This window comes from Paenibacillus sp. 2RAB27 (genome assembly GCF_052115445.1).
GTDB lineage: Bacteria > Bacillota > Bacilli > Paenibacillales > NBRC-103111 > Paenibacillus_E.
Window position 1 is genome coordinate 1 of record NZ_JBFRGR010000005.1, and the last position, 18,733, is coordinate 18,733.

Annotated in this window: 15 protein-coding genes; all 15 read left to right on the forward strand. The window is 46.3% G+C overall.

The genetic code is table 11. From position 1 onward, the window contains the following. The first annotated feature begins 18 nt into the window (after positions 1 to 18). The 15 genes from AB4114_RS09035 (at position 19) to AB4114_RS09105 (ending at position 18,626) form a co-directional block, all read left to right on the forward strand. Positions 19 to 387 (forward strand): hypothetical protein, encoded by a 369-nt coding sequence (locus AB4114_RS09035; RefSeq protein WP_441988156.1) that lies wholly within the window; start codon positions 19 to 21, stop codon positions 385 to 387. 1,429 nt (positions 388 to 1,816) lie between these two features. Then, a complete protein-coding gene (locus AB4114_RS09040; protein ID WP_441988157.1) occupies positions 1,817 to 2,683 on the forward strand; it encodes a MurR/RpiR family transcriptional regulator in 867 nt (288 codons plus the stop codon). Positions 2,684 to 2,861: 178 nt separating this feature from the next. Next, positions 2,862 to 3,776 (forward strand): N-acetylmuramic acid 6-phosphate etherase, encoded by a 915-nt coding sequence (gene murQ / locus AB4114_RS09045; RefSeq protein ID WP_441988158.1) that lies wholly within the window; start codon positions 2,862 to 2,864, stop codon positions 3,774 to 3,776. 70 nt (positions 3,777 to 3,846) lie between these two features. After that, positions 3,847 to 5,283, forward strand: coding sequence for an ABC transporter substrate-binding protein (locus AB4114_RS09050; RefSeq protein ID WP_441988159.1), 1,437 nt, complete (start codon positions 3,847 to 3,849; stop codon positions 5,281 to 5,283). Between the two features lie 90 nt (positions 5,284 to 5,373). Beyond that, entirely contained in the window at positions 5,374 to 6,276 is a 903-nt protein-coding gene (locus AB4114_RS09055) for a carbohydrate ABC transporter permease (protein WP_441988160.1), read from the forward strand. Positions 6,277 to 6,293: 17 nt separating this feature from the next. Further along, on the forward strand, positions 6,294 to 7,154 hold the full coding sequence (locus tag AB4114_RS09060; RefSeq protein WP_441988161.1) for a carbohydrate ABC transporter permease: 861 nt from the start codon (positions 6,294 to 6,296) through the stop codon (positions 7,152 to 7,154). 30 nt (positions 7,155 to 7,184) lie between these two features. Beyond that, positions 7,185 to 8,153, forward strand: a complete 969-nt coding sequence (locus AB4114_RS09065) for a GNAT family N-acetyltransferase (RefSeq protein WP_441988162.1) — start codon at positions 7,185 to 7,187, stop codon at positions 8,151 to 8,153. Then, positions 8,153 to 8,857, forward strand: a complete 705-nt coding sequence (locus AB4114_RS09070) for a PIG-L deacetylase family protein (protein ID WP_441988163.1) — start codon at positions 8,153 to 8,155, stop codon at positions 8,855 to 8,857. Before AB4114_RS09065 ends, AB4114_RS09070 begins: the two co-directional genes overlap by 1 nt. Positions 8,858 to 8,948: 91 nt before the next feature. Further along, positions 8,949 to 10,088, forward strand: coding sequence for an exo-beta-N-acetylmuramidase NamZ family protein (locus AB4114_RS09075; RefSeq protein WP_441988164.1), 1,140 nt, complete (start codon positions 8,949 to 8,951; stop codon positions 10,086 to 10,088). Positions 10,089 to 10,122: 34 nt separating this feature from the next. Beyond that, positions 10,123 to 11,037: an N-acetylglucosamine kinase gene (locus tag AB4114_RS09080; RefSeq protein WP_441988165.1), complete on the forward strand. Its 915-nt coding sequence runs from the start codon at positions 10,123 to 10,125 to the stop codon at positions 11,035 to 11,037. A gap of 65 nt (positions 11,038 to 11,102) precedes the next feature. Beyond that, on the forward strand, positions 11,103 to 12,725 hold the full coding sequence (gene nagZ / locus AB4114_RS09085) for a beta-N-acetylhexosaminidase (RefSeq protein WP_441988166.1): 1,623 nt from the start codon (positions 11,103 to 11,105) through the stop codon (positions 12,723 to 12,725). Between the two features lie 408 nt (positions 12,726 to 13,133). Next, the gene (locus AB4114_RS09090) at positions 13,134 to 14,204 is read left to right on the forward strand and encodes a serine hydrolase domain-containing protein (protein ID WP_441988167.1); all 1,071 of its coding nucleotides are present in this window, start codon (positions 13,134 to 13,136) and stop codon (positions 14,202 to 14,204) included. Between the two features lie 285 nt (positions 14,205 to 14,489). Beyond that, a complete protein-coding gene (locus tag AB4114_RS09095; RefSeq protein WP_441988168.1) occupies positions 14,490 to 15,677 on the forward strand; it encodes an anhydro-N-acetylmuramic acid kinase in 1,188 nt (395 codons plus the stop codon). 134 nt (positions 15,678 to 15,811) lie between these two features. Then, on the forward strand, positions 15,812 to 16,636 hold the full coding sequence (locus AB4114_RS09100) for a tetratricopeptide repeat protein (protein WP_441988169.1): 825 nt from the start codon (positions 15,812 to 15,814) through the stop codon (positions 16,634 to 16,636). A 244-nt stretch (positions 16,637 to 16,880) separates the two neighbouring features. Further along, the gene (locus AB4114_RS09105; protein ID WP_441988170.1) at positions 16,881 to 18,626 is read left to right on the forward strand and encodes a copper amine oxidase N-terminal domain-containing protein; all 1,746 of its coding nucleotides are present in this window, start codon (positions 16,881 to 16,883) and stop codon (positions 18,624 to 18,626) included. Positions 18,627 to 18,733: the final 107 nt, after the last annotated feature.

Here is an 18,733-nt window from a genome sequence, read left to right on the forward strand (position 1 = left end):
AAGCAAGTATGATATGCAGTGACCGAAGGCACCAAAGTCGGTCAATATCCGGCGGCTGCGAGAGCGGAATTGCAGGCGGCTATATCGAGGGCTAACGCAGTATTAAGCAGTTCGGCAGCAACGCAGACGCAAGTAAACACGATGACAACAGATGTGAATACGGCACTGCAAACATTCCTGACGAAGATTGTTACGCTAGTTCAGGGTCAGACGAGTGTCACCATCAATGATCTGTCCGTTATCTCCAAGTATTATGGAGCGAAGTCAACTGATGCCAACTGGAGTGAAATCGAAGCTGCCGATATCTTTAATAGCGGCAAAATCGATATTCAAGTCCTTGCGGCAGTAGCAAGATGGATTCTCGACAACTGGCTTTCGGAAACTTAATTCTTAATTCGGTTGTGGTGGAAAGTTCTTATTCATGATAACGTAACTAGTCCAGCGACTGGTATGGGGATGCGGTATCCGTTGCCGTAAAGGCTGGCGTTGTGCAAGGCAAATTTGTAACGATATTTGATCCGAAGGCGCCAATCTCGCCGAGGAAATGGTTACTCTACTACTCAGAGCATACGAGTTCAAGAATGGTAAAGCAGGATCTTTTAACAGCTACCGAAGCGTTGTAATAGCAGGCTTAAGCTACTGGGGCCATTCCATTCGTAATGAATTAACGGATGGAGTGGCCCCGTTTGCGTTTTTGTATTAAATGGAAAATAAATCTAATATTCAGCTCTGCAGCTGAAACATTGCTGAACTTAACCGCCAATTCAGCCGAAAAACCGGGGGATTCCCCGCCTCAGCCGGTCATACTTTTGAAGATAAACCGAAAGCTTATTAAGGAAATGAAACTGGCTATTAAACACACTAAGTTGAAGGAGAAATTAATTGAAACCAGCGAAAACGAGGCRTTTTGGGATAAATGGGAGACATTAATGCCTCAAGATTATGACTTGAATTGTTGCCCCACTCCTGTGCACATTTAGCGATTTCATTTAGTGGGCATTCTCATTTTGATTGGTACTCAACTTCAAATACACCTAAACTAATTATTCGTAATACTGCTCGAAATGATTAAACTAAATGGCAGGATTGCGTTGAAGCACGCAGGGGATATAGCTATATTGAAGTAGGCTCTAGGAAAGGGGGAAATGATGAAAAACAGTGAAAGATAGTTGTATGGAGAGAGCAGTTTGCTAAAAGTACATGCTCATCTGGTGAAAATGCACCAAATTAAATTTGTAAATCCAGCTAATCCTCCAAAGTCAGCCAATTCGGGTGGGGTAACAACATAAAATCCAGTTATTTCATACAAGACCGTCCTTTGGTGGAGGAAGTAAGTTAACAGGCGGCGGTTGCCCTGGGAGGATTTCAGCAGGGGGACATTATGGTGAAATATGTAAGATCAAAAGACGGTCTTGGATCAAATATTTCTGCATGGAGAGCGCACCGCGCAAAACAAAGAAACCCGCTCGAGAAGAAGCGCTTGAACATGTTTTTTGCTGTTCTTTCGACCGCAACATTCACCCGTGTGAACTAACTGTCTATCATGCGCGCAAATAACGATTTTCACTGAATCCTCCTCAGTGTATCCACCAATTCCAAACAACTAAATCTCGCTGCTAGTAAAGCATCACGCTAAGAATGGCAGCTCTACATACTGCAAATTAATTTCTTTTTTATTAATTTTTATGAAATTAAATTTTAATAATGCTATTAAATTTTACAAATAACTTACAAAAGTATCTTGTGTTTTCGCCTAATTATCCGTATGATGGAGGTGATTTCAGCACGGATAATCTATAGTGAGTAGGGAAACTATATGTCAATAAATGATAATATTTTGATCAAAATTCGCGATATGAAAGACAGCCTAACTCCTGTAGAGAAGTTAGTGGCTGAGTATATATTAGACAATGTGGACGAGATTCCCCATCTTTCCATTAAGAGTCTCGCGCAATCAACGAAAACAAGTGATGCTTCTGTACTGCGCTTCTGCAAAACGATGGGATATAAGGGCTATCGCAACTTTATCGTAAGTATTTCAGCTTCGCTGGGATCGATGGATGAGGAGCAGAAGGACCAATACACCGATATTCAACCGGGAGATGATCTCTCAACGATTATCTCCAACATATCGCGCAATAATAGTAAATCGATTGAAGACACGCTCAGTGTTATTGATCGAAATGAAATTGCTCGCGCCGTCAAAGTGTTAGTGGCCTGCAATCGCATTGTTTTCTTCGGGATCGGTGCCTCTGGTCTAGTTGGAATGGATGCTGAGCAGAAATTTTCACGTATTAACAAGATGTGCCACACCTACACGGATGGCCATAGTCAACTAACGGCAGCCACGTTGATGGGGAAAGGTGACGTCGCGATCTTCATTTCCAATTCGGGCAGCACGATTGAGATTCTTGATACGCTCGAAATCGCCAAGAAGAATGGCGCCACGATCATTGCGATTACGAAGTATAATAAAAGCGCCTTAGCGGATAATGCGAATATTGTACTCAGCATTTCGACACCGGAAGTCACGATTCGAAGCGGAGCTATGGGCTCGCGCATTGCCATGTTGACGGTAATTGATATCCTTTTTGCAGGGGTAGCGAGCAGTGAATATAAGCATGTGAAGAAATATTTGGCCAAAACACACGATATTATTGCCAGCAGCAAGCATAGAAAATAAGCCAATCGAACAAACTAACGATGTCCTTCCGGGCCTCGTTTTTTTGTCGATTTATAAGAAATAAAAAATCAATATTTTATTTTACCATAAAATAAAATTTCAAAAAGTATTGACCAATTTGAAGTTTTTCGTTAGTATAAAACCGTAAAGAAGTTCAGCAGGCAGGAGGATAGCAGCTATGGATGAGTATCTATCGGGTTTAACTACGGAAGAGATTAATGAGAAGACACAGACAATTGACGAATGTTCAACAGAGCAAATGCTTCGGATGATGAATGAACAGGATGCATTGGTTCCAGCAGCAGTCGGAGCTGAGATACCGCAGATCATGAAAGCGGTTGATATCTTGCATGGAGTTCTCAGAAACGGTGGCAGGATGCTCTACGTAGGAGCTGGTTCTTCTGGCAGACTCGGTGTGCTTGATGCATCTGAATGTCCTCCAACCTTTGGTATTGATCCAATGTTGGTGCAAGGTCATATCGCTGGTGGCGATGGAGCACTACGTACAGCAGTGGAAGGCTTTGAAGACAACGCTGAGGAGGGGGTCGCCCTCATAGAACGATGCGGAGTAACAGCGAAGGATGCGGTAATTGGGATCACAGCCAGCGGAAGTGCACAATTCGTTATTGCTTGCTTGAAGAAAGCGAAAGAAATTGGAGCGGCAACGATTGGTGTTGTGAATAACAAGAATTCCAAATTGGTAGCTGTGACAGATGTATGCATCGCGCCAGTCGTTGGGCCGGAAGTAATTATGGGATCTACGCGTCTGAAGGCGGGTACAGCACAGAAGCTGGTGCTTAACATGCTGACCACAGGAACTATGGTTAAGCTTGGAAAGACATATAATAATCTCATGGTTGACATGAAGGCTAGTAATATCAAGTTGTACGATCGTTCTGTTCGCATCATTCGGATTGCGACGGGAGTGGATGAATCCACAGCGATTGCTCATCTTGAGAAAGCGTCGATGAACTGTAAACTTGCCATTATGATGATTAAAACCGGCATGGAAGTGAAGGAAGCGGTCGATGCGTTAGAACAGTGTGAGGGTAGTTTGAAGAGAGCCATACGTACCTTTGTCAAAGTGGTTTAATCATTTTAAAACAAAAAAGGAGAGACTTGAGCTACACTCAAGGATCCCTAACCTAGGAGGTTTGTTTTTCATGAAAAGAAAAATGCCCGTATTAGCTTCTGTCGTAGCTTTAACAATGGCTCTAACAGCTTGTGGTGGTAACTCTGGTACGAAAGAAACGACTACACCAGCAGGCACGAACGCACCTGCAGCTACGGCCAGCACAGCCAAAGACACGATTACTGCTTTACTTCCTCCGGTTTCACCGAACTATCAGAAAAATTTCGAGCAAATTTCCAAAGATTTCACGGCGCTTTATCCGAATCTTACGTTGAAAATCGAACCGGCTAGCTGGGAAGATGTGAAACAAAAGCTAGATACACAAGTGAATGCAGGTAGCCCGCCGGATATCGCTTTTGGTGGTTCTGACGGCATTCCGAAGTACATCGAGCAAGGTTTGTTGATGGATATTACAAGTACAGCAACGCCTGAAATGATTAGTGATTACGATAAAGCTCCACTTGAATATATGAAGAACGGCAAAGGCTTGTACGGCTTCCCAGCTTATATGGAAGTTCATGCACTTGGCGGTAACAAAGAGTTCTTAGAGAAGGCCGRCATTGATTGGAAAAAAGTACAGACAAACGGTTGGACGTACGATGAATTCCGTCAAGCGATCAAAAAAGGCGTAGTTACTGAGAATGGTAAAACAAGATATGGCTTCGTATTCGCGGTAAAAGGCGTTGCCGCTGTGGATTACCTAGGGATTATGGCCAAAAATGCAGGCATGCCGCATGCGTTTAATAAAGACTTGAAATATGCGTATACTAGCAAAAACTACTTAGGCTTGCTGAAAGATCTTCGTGCATTGATCGACGATGGTTCCATGCCGAAAGAGCTTAGCTCTGTAGATGCAGGTAAACGTTGGAACATGTTCTTAACAGGACAAACGATGATCACAGGTAAAGGTCTTGCTACATTCGAGAACTCTGCAAAAACGAATAACGCGAAGATTAAAGCTGCTGACGGTTCCGCAGTAAAAGACAGTATCCCAGTTGACTACATCGTATTGCCAGCGCCAACGTTCCAAGGTGCGAAACCTTCGGCTGCTACAGTTGTTGATGGTTACATGACGTTCCGTGGTAAAAAAGAACCAACTGCAGAACACAAAGCAAACGTCGTAAAAGCCGCTTACTTCCTAGCTAGCGGTAAGGTTGCAGCAACGACGAACAACGATTTGTTCGCCGCACACATTACACAAAGCGCTAAAAAAGAAGCAGCCAACATGAAGATTGAAAGAAACCCTGACAACGTTGCAGCTGTTGATAATATGCTTAAAAATGCAACACCAGCTCGCTCTGACATTCCATCTGAATTGTCTGCTAAAGCGATCAAGCTAGAAACAGAAGTGATCGTTCCTAAATTCCAAGGTCTAATTGCAGGTGAAGTTACACCTGAAGCGATGTATGAAGCTGTTAAAGCTGCTGCCATTGCTGCCTTCGGTGCGGACGGAATCGTTAAAGACTAAGAATAGGGTATAATCCTCGGATAGTCGGGCAGAACATTGCACGACTATCCGAATCATTTTAAGCAAGTTGTGAAAAGAGGGTTGAATCGTATGGCAGTAATGGCGAAGTCGATAAAGCGAAAAAGAATTAAGGGAGATGGCGCCTGGGGATATATCTTTATTGCTGTGTCCTTACTTGTGTTTGCCATGTTTACAGCCTACCCGGTCGTAAGTGCATTTATCATTAGTTTGCAAAAGTATAAACCACTAGGCTCCACTTATGTCGGCTTTGATAACTATGCAAGCTCACTGAAGGATGGCCTATTCTGGCAAGCCATGAAAAATACGCTTGTGTATACCGTATTGACTGTGCCGGTTAACCTGTTTCTCTCCATGGCGATTGCAGTCTTGATTTTGCCGCTTAGAAAGAAAACACAGTCCTTTTTTAAAGGTATTTACTATTTACCTGTTGTAGCTTCAGGTGTTGCTTTATCCGTTGTATGGCTATGGATTTTCGATCCTTTAGAGGGTGGAATTTTAAATCAACTTATTCATTTCTTTGGCTTTGAGAATCAGAACTGGCTGGGTTCTAGTAAAACAGCTATGTTTTCATTGGTATTCATGTCGTGGATGTCCAGTCATGGTACCAGCATCATTATTTATTTGGCCGGCTTGCTCGGAATTGATGATACGTATTATGAAGCGGCTGAGATTGATGGAGCGAATTTTCTCCAAAAACTTTGGCACATCGTCGTTCCAAGTCTTAAACCAGCAACCTTATTCCTGCTAGTAACTGGTGTGATCGGTTCCTTCCAGGTGTTCCAGAACGCTTACCTGATGACAGGTGGTGGACCTAACAATGCAACGACGATGGTGGGGTTACTCATCTTCAACAATGCATTTACGTATTTTGAATTTGGCAAAGCAGCGGCACAATCTCTGATTCTAGCCGTCATCATAGCAGTAATATCGGTTATTCAATTTAAATACGCGGGGAAAGACGTCGAGTACTAGGAAAGGGGAGATAAAAAATGTCTTTATATAGCAATCATGCAGGCAATCCAAAAGTGAAAACAATGCGTAACTCCATCATTTTTATCGCCCTTCTTCTTTTTGCTCTGGCGACGATTTTCCCGATTTACTTTATGTTCATTTCTGCACTCGGAGATCCTGTAGAAGCTGGTGCGGTGAGTTATTCCATTTTCCCGACCAAAGTTTCCTTTGCTTCCTTTAAGTTTTTCTTTGACTACAGTGAGTATTCCTATCGGTGGTTATTGAATTCACTTATCGTGGCTGCAACGGTAACGGTCTCAAACGTGATTTTTGCCAGTATGGCGGGGTATGCTTTCTCGAAGCTTCGCTTTAAGGGTAGAGGCTTCCTGTTCGGACTGTTGCTGATGTCCATGATGATTCCTTATCAAGTTACACAAGTTCCTTTGTACATTCTGGTTGTGAATGTATTTAATTTACAAGATACGTACAGTGCGTTGATTATGCCGGGGCTAGTAACCGTGTATAACATTTTCTTGGCGAAGCAATTCATGAGCAGTATCCCGAACGAGATTATGGAAAGTGCCAAAATTGAAGGATGCAGCCAGTTCCAAATTTATATTCGTATCATTTTGCCACTATCCAAAACGGTTATGGCAGTTATGGCGATTCTGACCTTTATGGATAGCTGGAACACCTTCTTCTGGCCGCTTCTCGTTACGAATACGATGGAAATGCAGACGATTCAGGTTGGTCTCAAAAACTTCCGTTTTGCCAACACAACCTATATCGCGCCAATGATGGCAGGGGCAACCATCTCAGCATTACCTATGTTTGTTCTGTTCTTTAGCCTACAAAAATACTTTTTGGAAGGCGTAACTGTAGGTGCAGTGAAGGGTTAATCAGTCGGTTCAAAAGGAGGCAGCTGCAGCATGTTGATAACATGGGATGCTTCCTATCGGCACGCCGTCATCGCGTTATGGAATGATGCCGCGATGAAGGATGGCTATAAGGAGCTTACAGATCAAAGCTTTGAGCAGATCTTCACGGGAAATCGTTATTTTGATAAAGACGGCACATTTCTTCTACTAGCCAATGATAAGGTCGTCGGTTTTGCCTGTGGATGTACGGGGGATGATCTTCCGCTTGGCGATGTTGCTGGATATATCACATGTATCGTGTTAGCGAGCGGTTTTGAAACAGATGCCAATTATTTAATGCTATTAACTGCTTTGGAAGATCGGTTTAAAGAGTTGGGTAAAAAGCAAGCCGATATTCTCTTTTTCAATCCGATGTTATTGCCATGGTATATCCCGGATACGCCCCAGCATGAGCATAATAATGCCCCGGGCGTTCCTGTAGATAGTAAGTTATATTCATTTTTGCTTGGTGCAGGCTATGCCGATCGTGCGAAGCAATGCGCCATGTATCTCCATTTGTCAGCGTTTACGATGCCAGAGGAATATAGCGTGAAAGAAGCCAAAGCGAGCGCCCAAGGGTATACAATCGACATGTTTGACCCAGGTAAGCACGTTGGTGTGGAAGACATGCTGGAGGGCTTTGGGAATCCATTATGGCAAAAGGAGATCGGCGCATCCACGGCAAATGGCGTGCCCGTTATCATCGCTGCCTATCAAGGCAAGACCATTGGCTTCGCAGGACCCGTTATTCGTCAAGCGAATGGGCGAGGTTATTTTGCCGGTATCGGTGTACTTCCTGAGCACGAGGGTCATGGTTTAGGCAGTTTATTATTTTACAAGCTATGTGAAGCGTTTCAGGAAATGGGAACCGAATACATGTCGCTATTTACAGGTATGTCGAACCCAGCCATCCGGATTTATGAACGAGCAGGTTTTCAAACTGTGAAACTATTTGCTATCATGAGAAGGGAGTTTGTATAATGAGCGAGCCCAAAATGACCATACTAGCTATCGGAGGTCACGTCGGAGATGCGGAATTAACGGCAGGCGGTGTTTTAGCCCACCACTCTCTGAAAGGTGATCGAATTGTTACTTTAGCGTTAACTGCTGGGGAACGTGGCGTTCCTGCTGGACAAGACATGAAGGAATATCGTGCACAAAAAGTAAATGAAGCTAAAACTTTTGCTGAGATGTTAGGCGGGGATTCCATCGTTTTTGATATTCCAGATGGTGAACTGCAAGATAACGAAGAAATGCGCTATCGCGTATGCGATGTGATTCGCGATGTGCGTCCGAACGTGATCATTACGCATTTTAAAAACAGCATGCATAAAGATCATATGACGACTCACCGTATTGTGAATGATGCGCGCTTTTTCGCAGGGCTAGGCTCGTTTGAGCGGGAGAAGCCTGCGCACTTCGCAGCTAAATTGTATTACGCTGAAAACTGGGAGGATGCTGTTGATTACGTTCCTTACGTTTATGTCGATTTCCCTAAAGAAGCGTTTGATCTCTGGGTGAAGGCAGTTTCGACACATTGGTTCGTGACAGGCAGTAAATCGTTCCAATACTTGGAATATTACAAGCATCTGATGCGTGTACGTGGTCTTGAAGCGAGAAAAGAATATGCACAGACGTTCATGGTTCCAGAAGAAACAATGCGTATTCGTCAATCGGAATTATAAAACTAAATCATAAACAAATACCAAATGACTGTAACGAGGCTTGAGCTTGTTGCAGTCATTTTAGAATCAAGGCGAGTTTGGGGAGGCAGCGATGATCTTAAATGGTATCGATTGTATAGATAAGTATGCTCACTTGTTCAAAGGTAAACGAGTAGGGCTAATTACAGCACCTACGGGATTAAACAAGAATTTTGCATCTACCATACAAATTTTACATGAGAAATTCAACCTGGTGGCTCTGTTTTCGCCAGAGCACGGGGTTCGTGGGGATCTAGCAGCAGGTGCACTGGTCGACACATATATGGATCCGCTGACGGGAGTTCCCGTCTATAGTTTGTATCGAAAAGATTCCAAACGTCTGACGCAGGACATGTTGGATGAGGTCGATATCATCGTCTACGATATTCAAGATGTAGGAACCCGTTACTATACTTTCCTGTATACGATGCTTTATGCGTTGGAAGATTGTGCGCTAGCTGGCAAAGAATTTGTCGTGTTGGACCGCATGAATCCGCTGGATGGGATAACAGTAGAAGGCAATGTGCTGCAAAGCGGCTTCGAATCCTTTGTTGGCAACTACTCGCTCAGTGTCCGCTACGGACTGACGCCAGGAGAGGTCGCTCTGATGGCGAATGATGAAAAGGGGTGGCATGGCAAGCTGCATATCGTACGCTGTGAAGGTTGGGAGCGAAACATGCTGTTCTCGGACACAGGACGCCCTTGGATCATGCCTTCCATTGGCATTCCACGATTTGAGACAGCGATGCTGTATCCTGGCACTTGTCTTATTGAAGGAACGAATCTGTCGGAAGGCAGAGGAACGACAGTCCCATTTGAGGTTATCGGTGCTCCGTTCATTGATGCACAGAAGTTGGCAGATGAAATGAATGCGAGGAAGCTGCTGGGCGTTGTGTTCCGTCCTGTTTATTTCAAACCGACTTTTTCTAAGTTTCAGGGAGAACAATGCGCAGGAGTACAAATTCATGTCCTCGACAACCGTGCGGTTCGTCCCATTGATATAGGCGTAACGTTGATGTACACGATTCAGAACAATTATGAGCAATTTTCATTTTTACCACCAGTTAAAGAGGGGTCACGACCATTTATTGATTTGCTTGGCGGCGGCAGCCACTATCGTGAGTCAAGGGTTGATGTTCCGGCTATGTTGGAACAATTCCGTGAGGAAAGCCGTGAATTTGCTCGCAGAAAGCAGCCGTATCATCTGTATTAGAAGGCATTCGAGGCATTAGGAGGTGAGTTTATCTATGAAGAGATATGCAGTAGGACTAGATGGTGGAGGTACGAAAACAGCAGTCACCATCGTCGATGAGAGCGGTCTCGAGGTTCATACGTTTACATCGGGGGCGATTAACTATAATGGCCAGGATGAGGCGAGTGTTCAAGCTAGTCTGGTGGACATTTTTCGGACAATTGATCGCGTATGCGATGGGCTTGGGCATTGCGCGCAAGTGTGCATCGGGGCGGCTGGCGTGAGCAATCCAACGGTCACCACACGTTTGGAAGCCAGTGTTCGGGCTAGTGGGTATAAGGGACCATTGTTCATAACCGGCGATCAAGATACTGCGCTTTGCGGAGCGCATAACAAGGAGCTCGGGATCATACTGATCGCAGGGACAGGTTCAATTTGTTATGGCAAAAATGAAGCTGGTGGCACACATCGCGCTGGCGGCTATGGCTACCTCATTGATGATGAGGGCAGTGGCTACAGTATAGGAAGAGATCTGCTTTCTATCGTTGTACGGGCTCATGATGGGCGGTTGCCTGCGACGGTTATTACAGAAATGGTGTTTGAGCAATTAGGCATGACATCGATTGGGCAAATCATCGGGTTTGTTTATGACAAACAAACCAATAAGAAGGATATCGCTGCGCTTGCGCCTATTTTATCCCAAGCATGCGAGCTTGGAGATCAAGCGGCACTGGCTATCGCCGACAAAAGTGCCCGTTCGTTGCTCGAACTGGTTGTACCCGTTGCGGAGAAACTTTCGATGCAAGAGGGAGTTCTTGCGATGGCTGGGAGTGCGCTTCTTAAGAACAGCTTCATTCAGCTAGCTTTTATTAATGGGCTCAAAGAACATTATCCAGCTATGACCTGTATAACACCGAAGAGAGATGCCGCTAGCGGTGCTGCGCTCATGGCGCTGAACCGTTTGCAGTGACACACACAGACACACATACACACATACACACATACACACTTATGTTACAAGGGATGGTAGTGAAGATGAGAGAAATTCAGGAGATGTCGCTGCGTGAGAAAATCGGACAGATGATTCTTTGCGGATTTGAAGGTACGGAACCGTCAGAATCGCTGGAAACACTAATCGTGGAACAGCGCATCGGCGGTGTTATTTATTTTGCACGGAATGTACAGAATACGGAGCAGATTGCTGAGTTATCCGGCCGTTTGCAGGAAATTGCGGAGCGTAACGGAACGTTGCCGCTCTGGATTTCCATCGATCAAGAGGGCGGCATGGTAGCCCGCATTACCGAGGGGGTAGCGCTTATGCCCGGATCTATGGCGCTGGCCGCCGGAGATGCAGGTCCACAAGGAGCATATGAAGCGTCCTTTATTTCGGGCAAAGAACTGCGCTCGCTCGGTATCAATCTGAACTTTGCACCGGATCTGGATGTGAACAACAACCCGGATAATCCGGTTATTGGCGTGCGCTCATTCGGCGAATCACCGGAGAAAGTCGCTCAGTATGGCCGAGAAGCTGTACGGGGCTTCCAAGATGCGAATGTCGTGGCAACCGCTAAGCATTTTCCTGGTCATGGGGACACGAATACCGATTCTCATTTGGATTTGCCAACAATTACACATGATGAAGCACGGATTCGTGCGGTGGAGTTAGTGCCTTTCGTAGAGGCGATTGAAGGTGGAGTCGATGCGATTATGTCCTCGCATATTTATTTCCCGGCATTAGAGTCTAAGAAACTGCCGGTTACCCTTTCCAAGACTGTTCTCACGGGGCTGCTTCGTGAGGAGCTTGGGTATGACGGCGTCATCATGACCGATTGCATGGAGATGCACGCGATCTCCGAGCATTACGGTACGGTTGCCGCTGCCGTTATGGCGGTTGAAGCAGGTGCTGATCTGGTGTTGATCAGCCACCGTCAGGACTTGCAGGTCGGCGCCATTGCGGCGATCGAGCAAGCGGTGCGCGAAGGGCGTATTGCCGAAGCGCATATTGATGCTTCGGTACGGCGCTTGCTCGCGCTGAAAGCGCGGCGCGGGGTGATTGCGGAGCAGCCTCATGATGAGGCTGCGCTTGAGGTCGGGACCGCGGCGCATTGCGCGGTTGCCGCGCGCCTCAGCGAGGCGAGCATCACGCTCGTCAAGGACGAGCAGCAGCTCTTGCCGCTGCCTCGCGTGCGGACGCTCGCGGTCACCGTGGCCGCGGCGGTTTCGTCGGGCGTCGACGAAGCCTATGCGGGCGTCGCAAGCTTGGGCGCTGCGCTGGCCGAGCACGGCTTGGACGTGCTCAACCGCGTGCTCCCGCTTGCGGAGGTGAACGAGCGCCGCGCAGCGGTGCTTGCGGATGCGGCGGCCGCGGAGCAGATCGTCATCGGGACGTACAACGCCCGATTCCATCCTGCGCAGGTCGCGCTGGTGCGCGACCTGCAAGCGCTCGGCAAGCCGCTGGTCGTTGTCGCGCTGCGCGTGCCGTACGACCTGCTGGAGTTCCCGGACGTGTCGACGTTCGTCGCGGCTTACGAAAGCCGGCCGCTGGCGCTGCAAAGTACGGCGCGTGCGCTGCTCGGAATGGTGACACCGCAAGGGCGTTTGCCGGTGTCGCTTGGTTCTGACTATCCAGCGGGCTGGAGATGGGAGAGCGTTCAGTGACGGAAGTTGCAAGTCTATTTTTTTCCAGAAGCTGCTGCGTTTAGTCCGATTTCTCCGACTTAAATTGAGGATTACGTATGTAGAAAGACCATTAGTCCGGTTTTGCCGAATTATTTAACCATTTATCTGGCATGTGACTTGTTTTGGTCGATTTAATTGGGTTATTTAGGACTAAATAAGATTTAATGGTAGCTTCAATTAGATTAATTTGGCAATTTCGGACTATTAGGCTAGTGGGGGTCAGTAAGTCGATTTATCGACTTGCGGGAGCGCAGAATGGACTTTTGGAGTCTTGATAGTTGAATATTTCGACTAACTCCCGTGCATAGCTGCTATTGTAGCGAGATAGTCGATTATATCGACTATCTCACTTCCGGATTCAAAGCAATAAAACTGAAGGAGCACATTATGTCCAATTGGGATATCGCTAAGATAAGCAACTTCATCGAACAAGAAATTGCCGCAGGTCATCTACCTGGCGCAGTCCTTTACATCGCCCAAAGAGGGAAAGAAGTAGTGAAGCAAGCCTATGGGAGCCGAGTGATGTATCCGGAAGCTGCTCCGATGAGCGTGGATACGGTTTTTGATTTGGCTTCACTGACCAAAGTAGTTGCAACGCTGCCTGCTGTGCTTCAGTTGATGGATCAAGGGAAACTTACTTTGGCTGATCCGATTGGGAGTTTTTTACCGCAATTTCGCTTCTTTCAGGAAGAACCCATCCGGATTGTTCATCTGCTAACACATTCCTCAGGGCTTAGGGCGGATATCCCAGGTATGAGAGGACTCATGCATCTGTCCAGGGACGAGCTGGTGGATCTGATCTTAAACGAACGGCCGCTCCATCCCCCAGGAACTAAGGTTGTTTATAGTGATATTGGCCTGATATTGCTCTATCTGATCATTGAATCTGTGACTGGTGAAGCCTTCGACACCTATCTCAAACGGGAGATTTTTGAACCGCTGGAGATGGCGGAAACGGGGTTTTGCCCAACCTTCGCGGAAACGCGTTATGCGGTTACCGAGTTTTCGGAACAGCGTCAAGCGTACAAGGCAGGCATTGTTCACGATGAAAAAGCGGAGCTCATGCACGGTATAAGCGGTCATGCGGGGTTATTCTCGACGATTCATGATGTAGCGAATTATGCTGAAATGATCCGGCAGAAGGGCGTTTTTAAGGGACGAAGAATTATTTCCAGGGCAGCTATCGAGTTGTCATCCCGTAACTTTACACCGTATGACCAAGAGTTTCGGGGGCTGGGTTGGTTGCTTAGAAATCCGAGGAGCTTCTTATTTAGCGGTGACTATGCCTCCGAGCATTCTTTCGGACATACTGGTTTTACAGGTACAAGCCTGTTGTTCGAGCCTGAGCAGGATCTACAAGTCATTTTTCTTACCAATCGGGTTCATTTCGGTCGAACGGAACACATTTTACAAATTCGGCCAAGGCTGCACAATCTCATACTCTCGCAATCCCAATAGATTTGTTGAAAATAAAAGGTATTAACCCATAAGGCCTCCCAGGCCATGGACAGGGAACTAGAATGCTCTATCTTGGAGGGAATAGATAAAATCGTCATCGAGAGGGAACTACAGTATCCTATTTTGTTGAAAACCGTCATAACGCACGAAAATCGACCCGATAGTGCCTCTACGTTCCCCTTAGGTATCGTTTCGTCCGATTTCGGCCAATTAGGACATCTACGTTCCCTTTCTAATCCGTTTGAGCTTATTTCAGCAAAAATGAAAGAATGGAGATGAGTTATCATGTTGCGTACACTTCTGAATAAAGATTCCCTAACCATAGCAGGACTTATGTCTGGCACCTCCCTGGATGGCATTGATGTTGCCATTGTCCACATAGAGGGGCGAGGCGTAGAAACGAACATCAAGCTGCTTCACTTTGAGAGTCTGCCTTTTGATGAGGAGATGCGAGAAAAGCTTAAGCGATTATGCACGATCGAGCATTCCGATGTTGCGCAAGTGTGTGGCATGAACTTCGCTATAGCAGAGCGTTTCGCAGATGCCGTAATCCAAACGGCCCAAGCAGCAAACATACGCATGGACGACATCGATCTGATTTCGACGCATGGGCAGACGATCTGGCACATCCCAGTAGCGGATGAAGCGGACCGTTTTCTTCCCAAATCAACGCTGCAAATCGGGGATTTGTCCGTCATTGCCAAACGAACAGGCAAACCTGTCGTTGGTGATTTTAGGACAGCGGATATAGCTGTTGGCGGGCAAGGCGCACCGCTTGTACCTTATGGCGACGATCTCATGTTCAGAGATGCGGATAAGGGCCGAATCCTTCAAAACATAGGCGGAATTGGCAACTGCACGGCTCTTCCGGCCGATAGTGCGGATGGCGGTATGATTGCTTTTGATACCGGCCCGGGGAATATGGTGATGGATCAGGTTGTGTATGAGCTATCCAAAGGGAAGCTTTCGTACGATGCCAATGGCGATTGGGCTGCCAAAGGCAAGGTACATAATGGATTGCTAGCGGACATGCTCGCACATCCGTATTTCCAAGAACCGCCTCCGAAGACGACGGGCCGTGAAATGTTCGGGAAAGCCTATGCCTCGGCATGGCTGGTTTCTGCTCTGGAGCAGGGGCTTTCGCACGAGGATATCGTGGCGACAGCGACGGCTTTTACCGCGCATACGATTGCACGCGGGTATCAGGCATACATTTTGCCACAGTGTAGCATTGCGGAAGTGATCGTAAGTGGTGGCGGTGCGCATAATCGCACGCTGCTTCGGATGCTGGCAGATTTACTGCCTGAGCAAACCATTCTTACGTCAGATGAACTTGGTATTTCAGCAGATGCCAAGGAAGCGATTCTGTTTGCACTGCTCGGCAATGCATTCATCCAAGGAGAGCCGAACAACGTTCCAGCGGCGACGGGAGCAGAAAGACCGACGATCTTGGGGAAATTAGCTCTGCCATAGGTTCTACCTTGTATCAGACCGAAGCCATCTATGTAACAGATGGTCATTCGGTCTTATTTTTGTTTAGGAGAAGTGTCTACTTTTTTGGTACAATGTTTACAACTTACTAGCGTTTGTAAAGGAGAGAAGTTTGCATGCCGCCAATCCTTAAAAGTATTCTTAAGCTTATCGTTGTAATTGTCTTAATTGTTATGGCGTTTCAGGTTAACTGGTTAATTGGGGTAGCTGCAATCGTGGTCATCCTAGGTTATTTTGTTTATGTGAACCGATCTGCTATGTACGCTCAGAGGGGCAATCTGGCCTATATGAAGGGTGATCGTGAGCAAGCGTTGATTTGGATGGAAAAAGCGTATGTCTCGAAAGCCTTTTTGCCAAAACATCAGATTGGATATGGTTATTTGTTAATGAAGACAGGTGATCTTACCAAGGCTGAGCAAATGTTTGAAGAGGTCCTTCAATCAGCGAAAGCTTCAGATATTCGCATACAAGCGAAGCTCAATGTGGCCACGGTGTACTGGTTGAAGAACAAGCGGGACGAGGCTTTGAGCATGTTGCAAGAACTAGCAAACGAGGTCAAAAACACACTGGTCTATGGGAATTATGGTTATTTTCAAATTTTGCAGGGAGACTTGGAAGAGGCACTTACTTATAATCTCGAAGCCTACGCCTACAATGACAGCGATATCACCATTATGGATAACTTAGCGCAAAACTATTATATGCTCGGTCGTCTGAATGAGGCGGATGAGATGTATACCAAGGTGATCGCCAAAACGCCTAAGCACGCGGAGTCCTATTATTTCTATGCGCGAACGCTTCAACAACTCGGTCGAACGCAAGCGGCTCGGGAACAGATTGAAACAGCGCTCGGGAAGGAACTTGCGCTCGTTACTCCTTTGACGAAAGAGGATATTACCTTATTCGCAAGTGAGTTAGGGGATGAAGCAGTTGTGCAGTGAAAAATAAATGAATTTTGGGGGCTCAAGTAGGTCTCCCTAAACACGAAACGAGCCTTAGAAGCAATTCTAGAGGCTTGTTTTTTTAGCTTTGTTCCCAGCGCTTCCCAATTTTAACCTAAATGTTCCCAATCACTTCCTAGCTGTGCCTCATGATAACGGGAATGGTCCCGATGTAAAATGTAGGAAATGAAAGGATTCACTCTGTTTCATCTACATTAAAAGTTAAGAAAAGGAGACTGAACACATGAAGGTAAAATTAAGCAGTTTCAAACAAACGGCGGCACTTTCTCTATTATTGGCGGGAAGCCTCTCGTTTGGAGCAATGGTAGGGGCGTTTGGTGAGACGACACCTGAAGGTGTACAAATCAAGGAATTCAGCTTGCTTGATACAGGGGCTGATGTCGTCGGTTCCGTAGATTTTACACCGGAAGGCAAGAAGGACGGTCACTTCAAGTTGCAGTTGAATTTGGCAAAGAAAACGGTCATCAATAGCGTTGTACTGCGTTCAACCGATGATTATGGCAAGGATAATTCTAAAGGCGTGTGGAGAACGAACCGGGTAACGACTGGCTGGCTGCTTGGTATTGTTCAGGATAAGACGATTATAACCTCGACAGGTACTACGCATGAAACGGTAATTGTGAACCCAGGATTTCGCAAAGATGTTAGAGAGCCTGTGGGGGAATTCGAAGGTGAGTTAACCTTTAATTTATACGCAAGTGATAACGGCACAATCAAAGAGACACAGTATTATGTGCTGGAAATCGAGACGCCGCAAGGAACGGTAGCTTCGAAACCAATTAAATATAAAAAACCAATGACCACTGGCGGCACATCGCCAACGCCAACGGCGCCATCACCATCACCATCACCTATACCTTCTCCGACACCTTCTCCAGCACCAGCAGAGGGTCCGATGATCCGTGTGTTTTTTAAAGGGCAAGAGTTGACATTTAGTGAGGTCAGTCCCGTCATCAAAGACGGTTCAACGTTAGTTCCTTTTCGCAAATTATTTGAAACGCTTGGCTTTAAGGTAAAATGGATTGATTCGGGTGATAGCCAACAGGCAATCGGAACAAAGAACGGACTTACCATCGAATTAACGATCAACAGCACCATCGCAAAAGTGAACGGAACTGAAGTTAGCATGGAAGTACCTACACAGATTGTGAACGGAAATACGCTAGTCCCTTTACGTTTTGTAGCGGAGAGCACAGGTTATAAAGTCACTTACGCCAGAAACGGGAGCATAACCACAATCCAGATTGACGAGCCGAACATCGTCTCAAATCCTGTACCGACTCCGTCGCCTGCAACACCGTCCGACCCTGTCAAAGAGGAGGTTGAACCCTATGTTGTCAAAGGATATGTCCGAAACGCTAGCGGCCAACCGATTCCAGAAGTCAGTGTCTTTGCAGATAACACGTTTATGTATGACAGCAACATCCTAGGAGTCACCGATGAAACAGGGCACTATCTAATCGAGCTGCCGCAAATGTCTACAACCTATCATATGGGGGCTCATGTAAAGAAGCAATTTAATGGTAAAACGTATATGTTTCAGTTAGAAGCCGACGGTGATCTTCCTGTCTCAGGAAGCAAGGGAGCTGTCCGTAATTTTACTTGGTCTAATTTTAATGGTCAGATGTATGTCTATCCGAACTTCAAGAATTTCGACGATACCTTGCCAGAGTTCAATATGAACGATCTAGAATTGACACTTACACCGACTGGTCCGCTACTTGACGGAAGCCCAGGACAAACAATCATTAAACGTGGAGGTCCTATTGCCGGAGGAGCTGGAATCGACAATATACCTATCGGCCGCTATAAGGCTACAGCCAGATGGGTGCCAGAAGGTCATGCTCCGATGCCGATGCTGATTAGAATCAATTATACTGGCCAATTTGCCGAGTCTACGGAATTCGAATTTGGTCCGTCTGACGGAGTATCCAGCACATATATGAGTGAGCTTGAAGTTTCTCTATAGAGATAAATCCAACCGTCTTAACCTCCGAGGTTAAGGCGGTTTTCTGTTGGGTGGGAGAACAAGAAGGTGGAAAGAAGAAGACCGCCCTTCTCCTGCTGGAGAGAGAG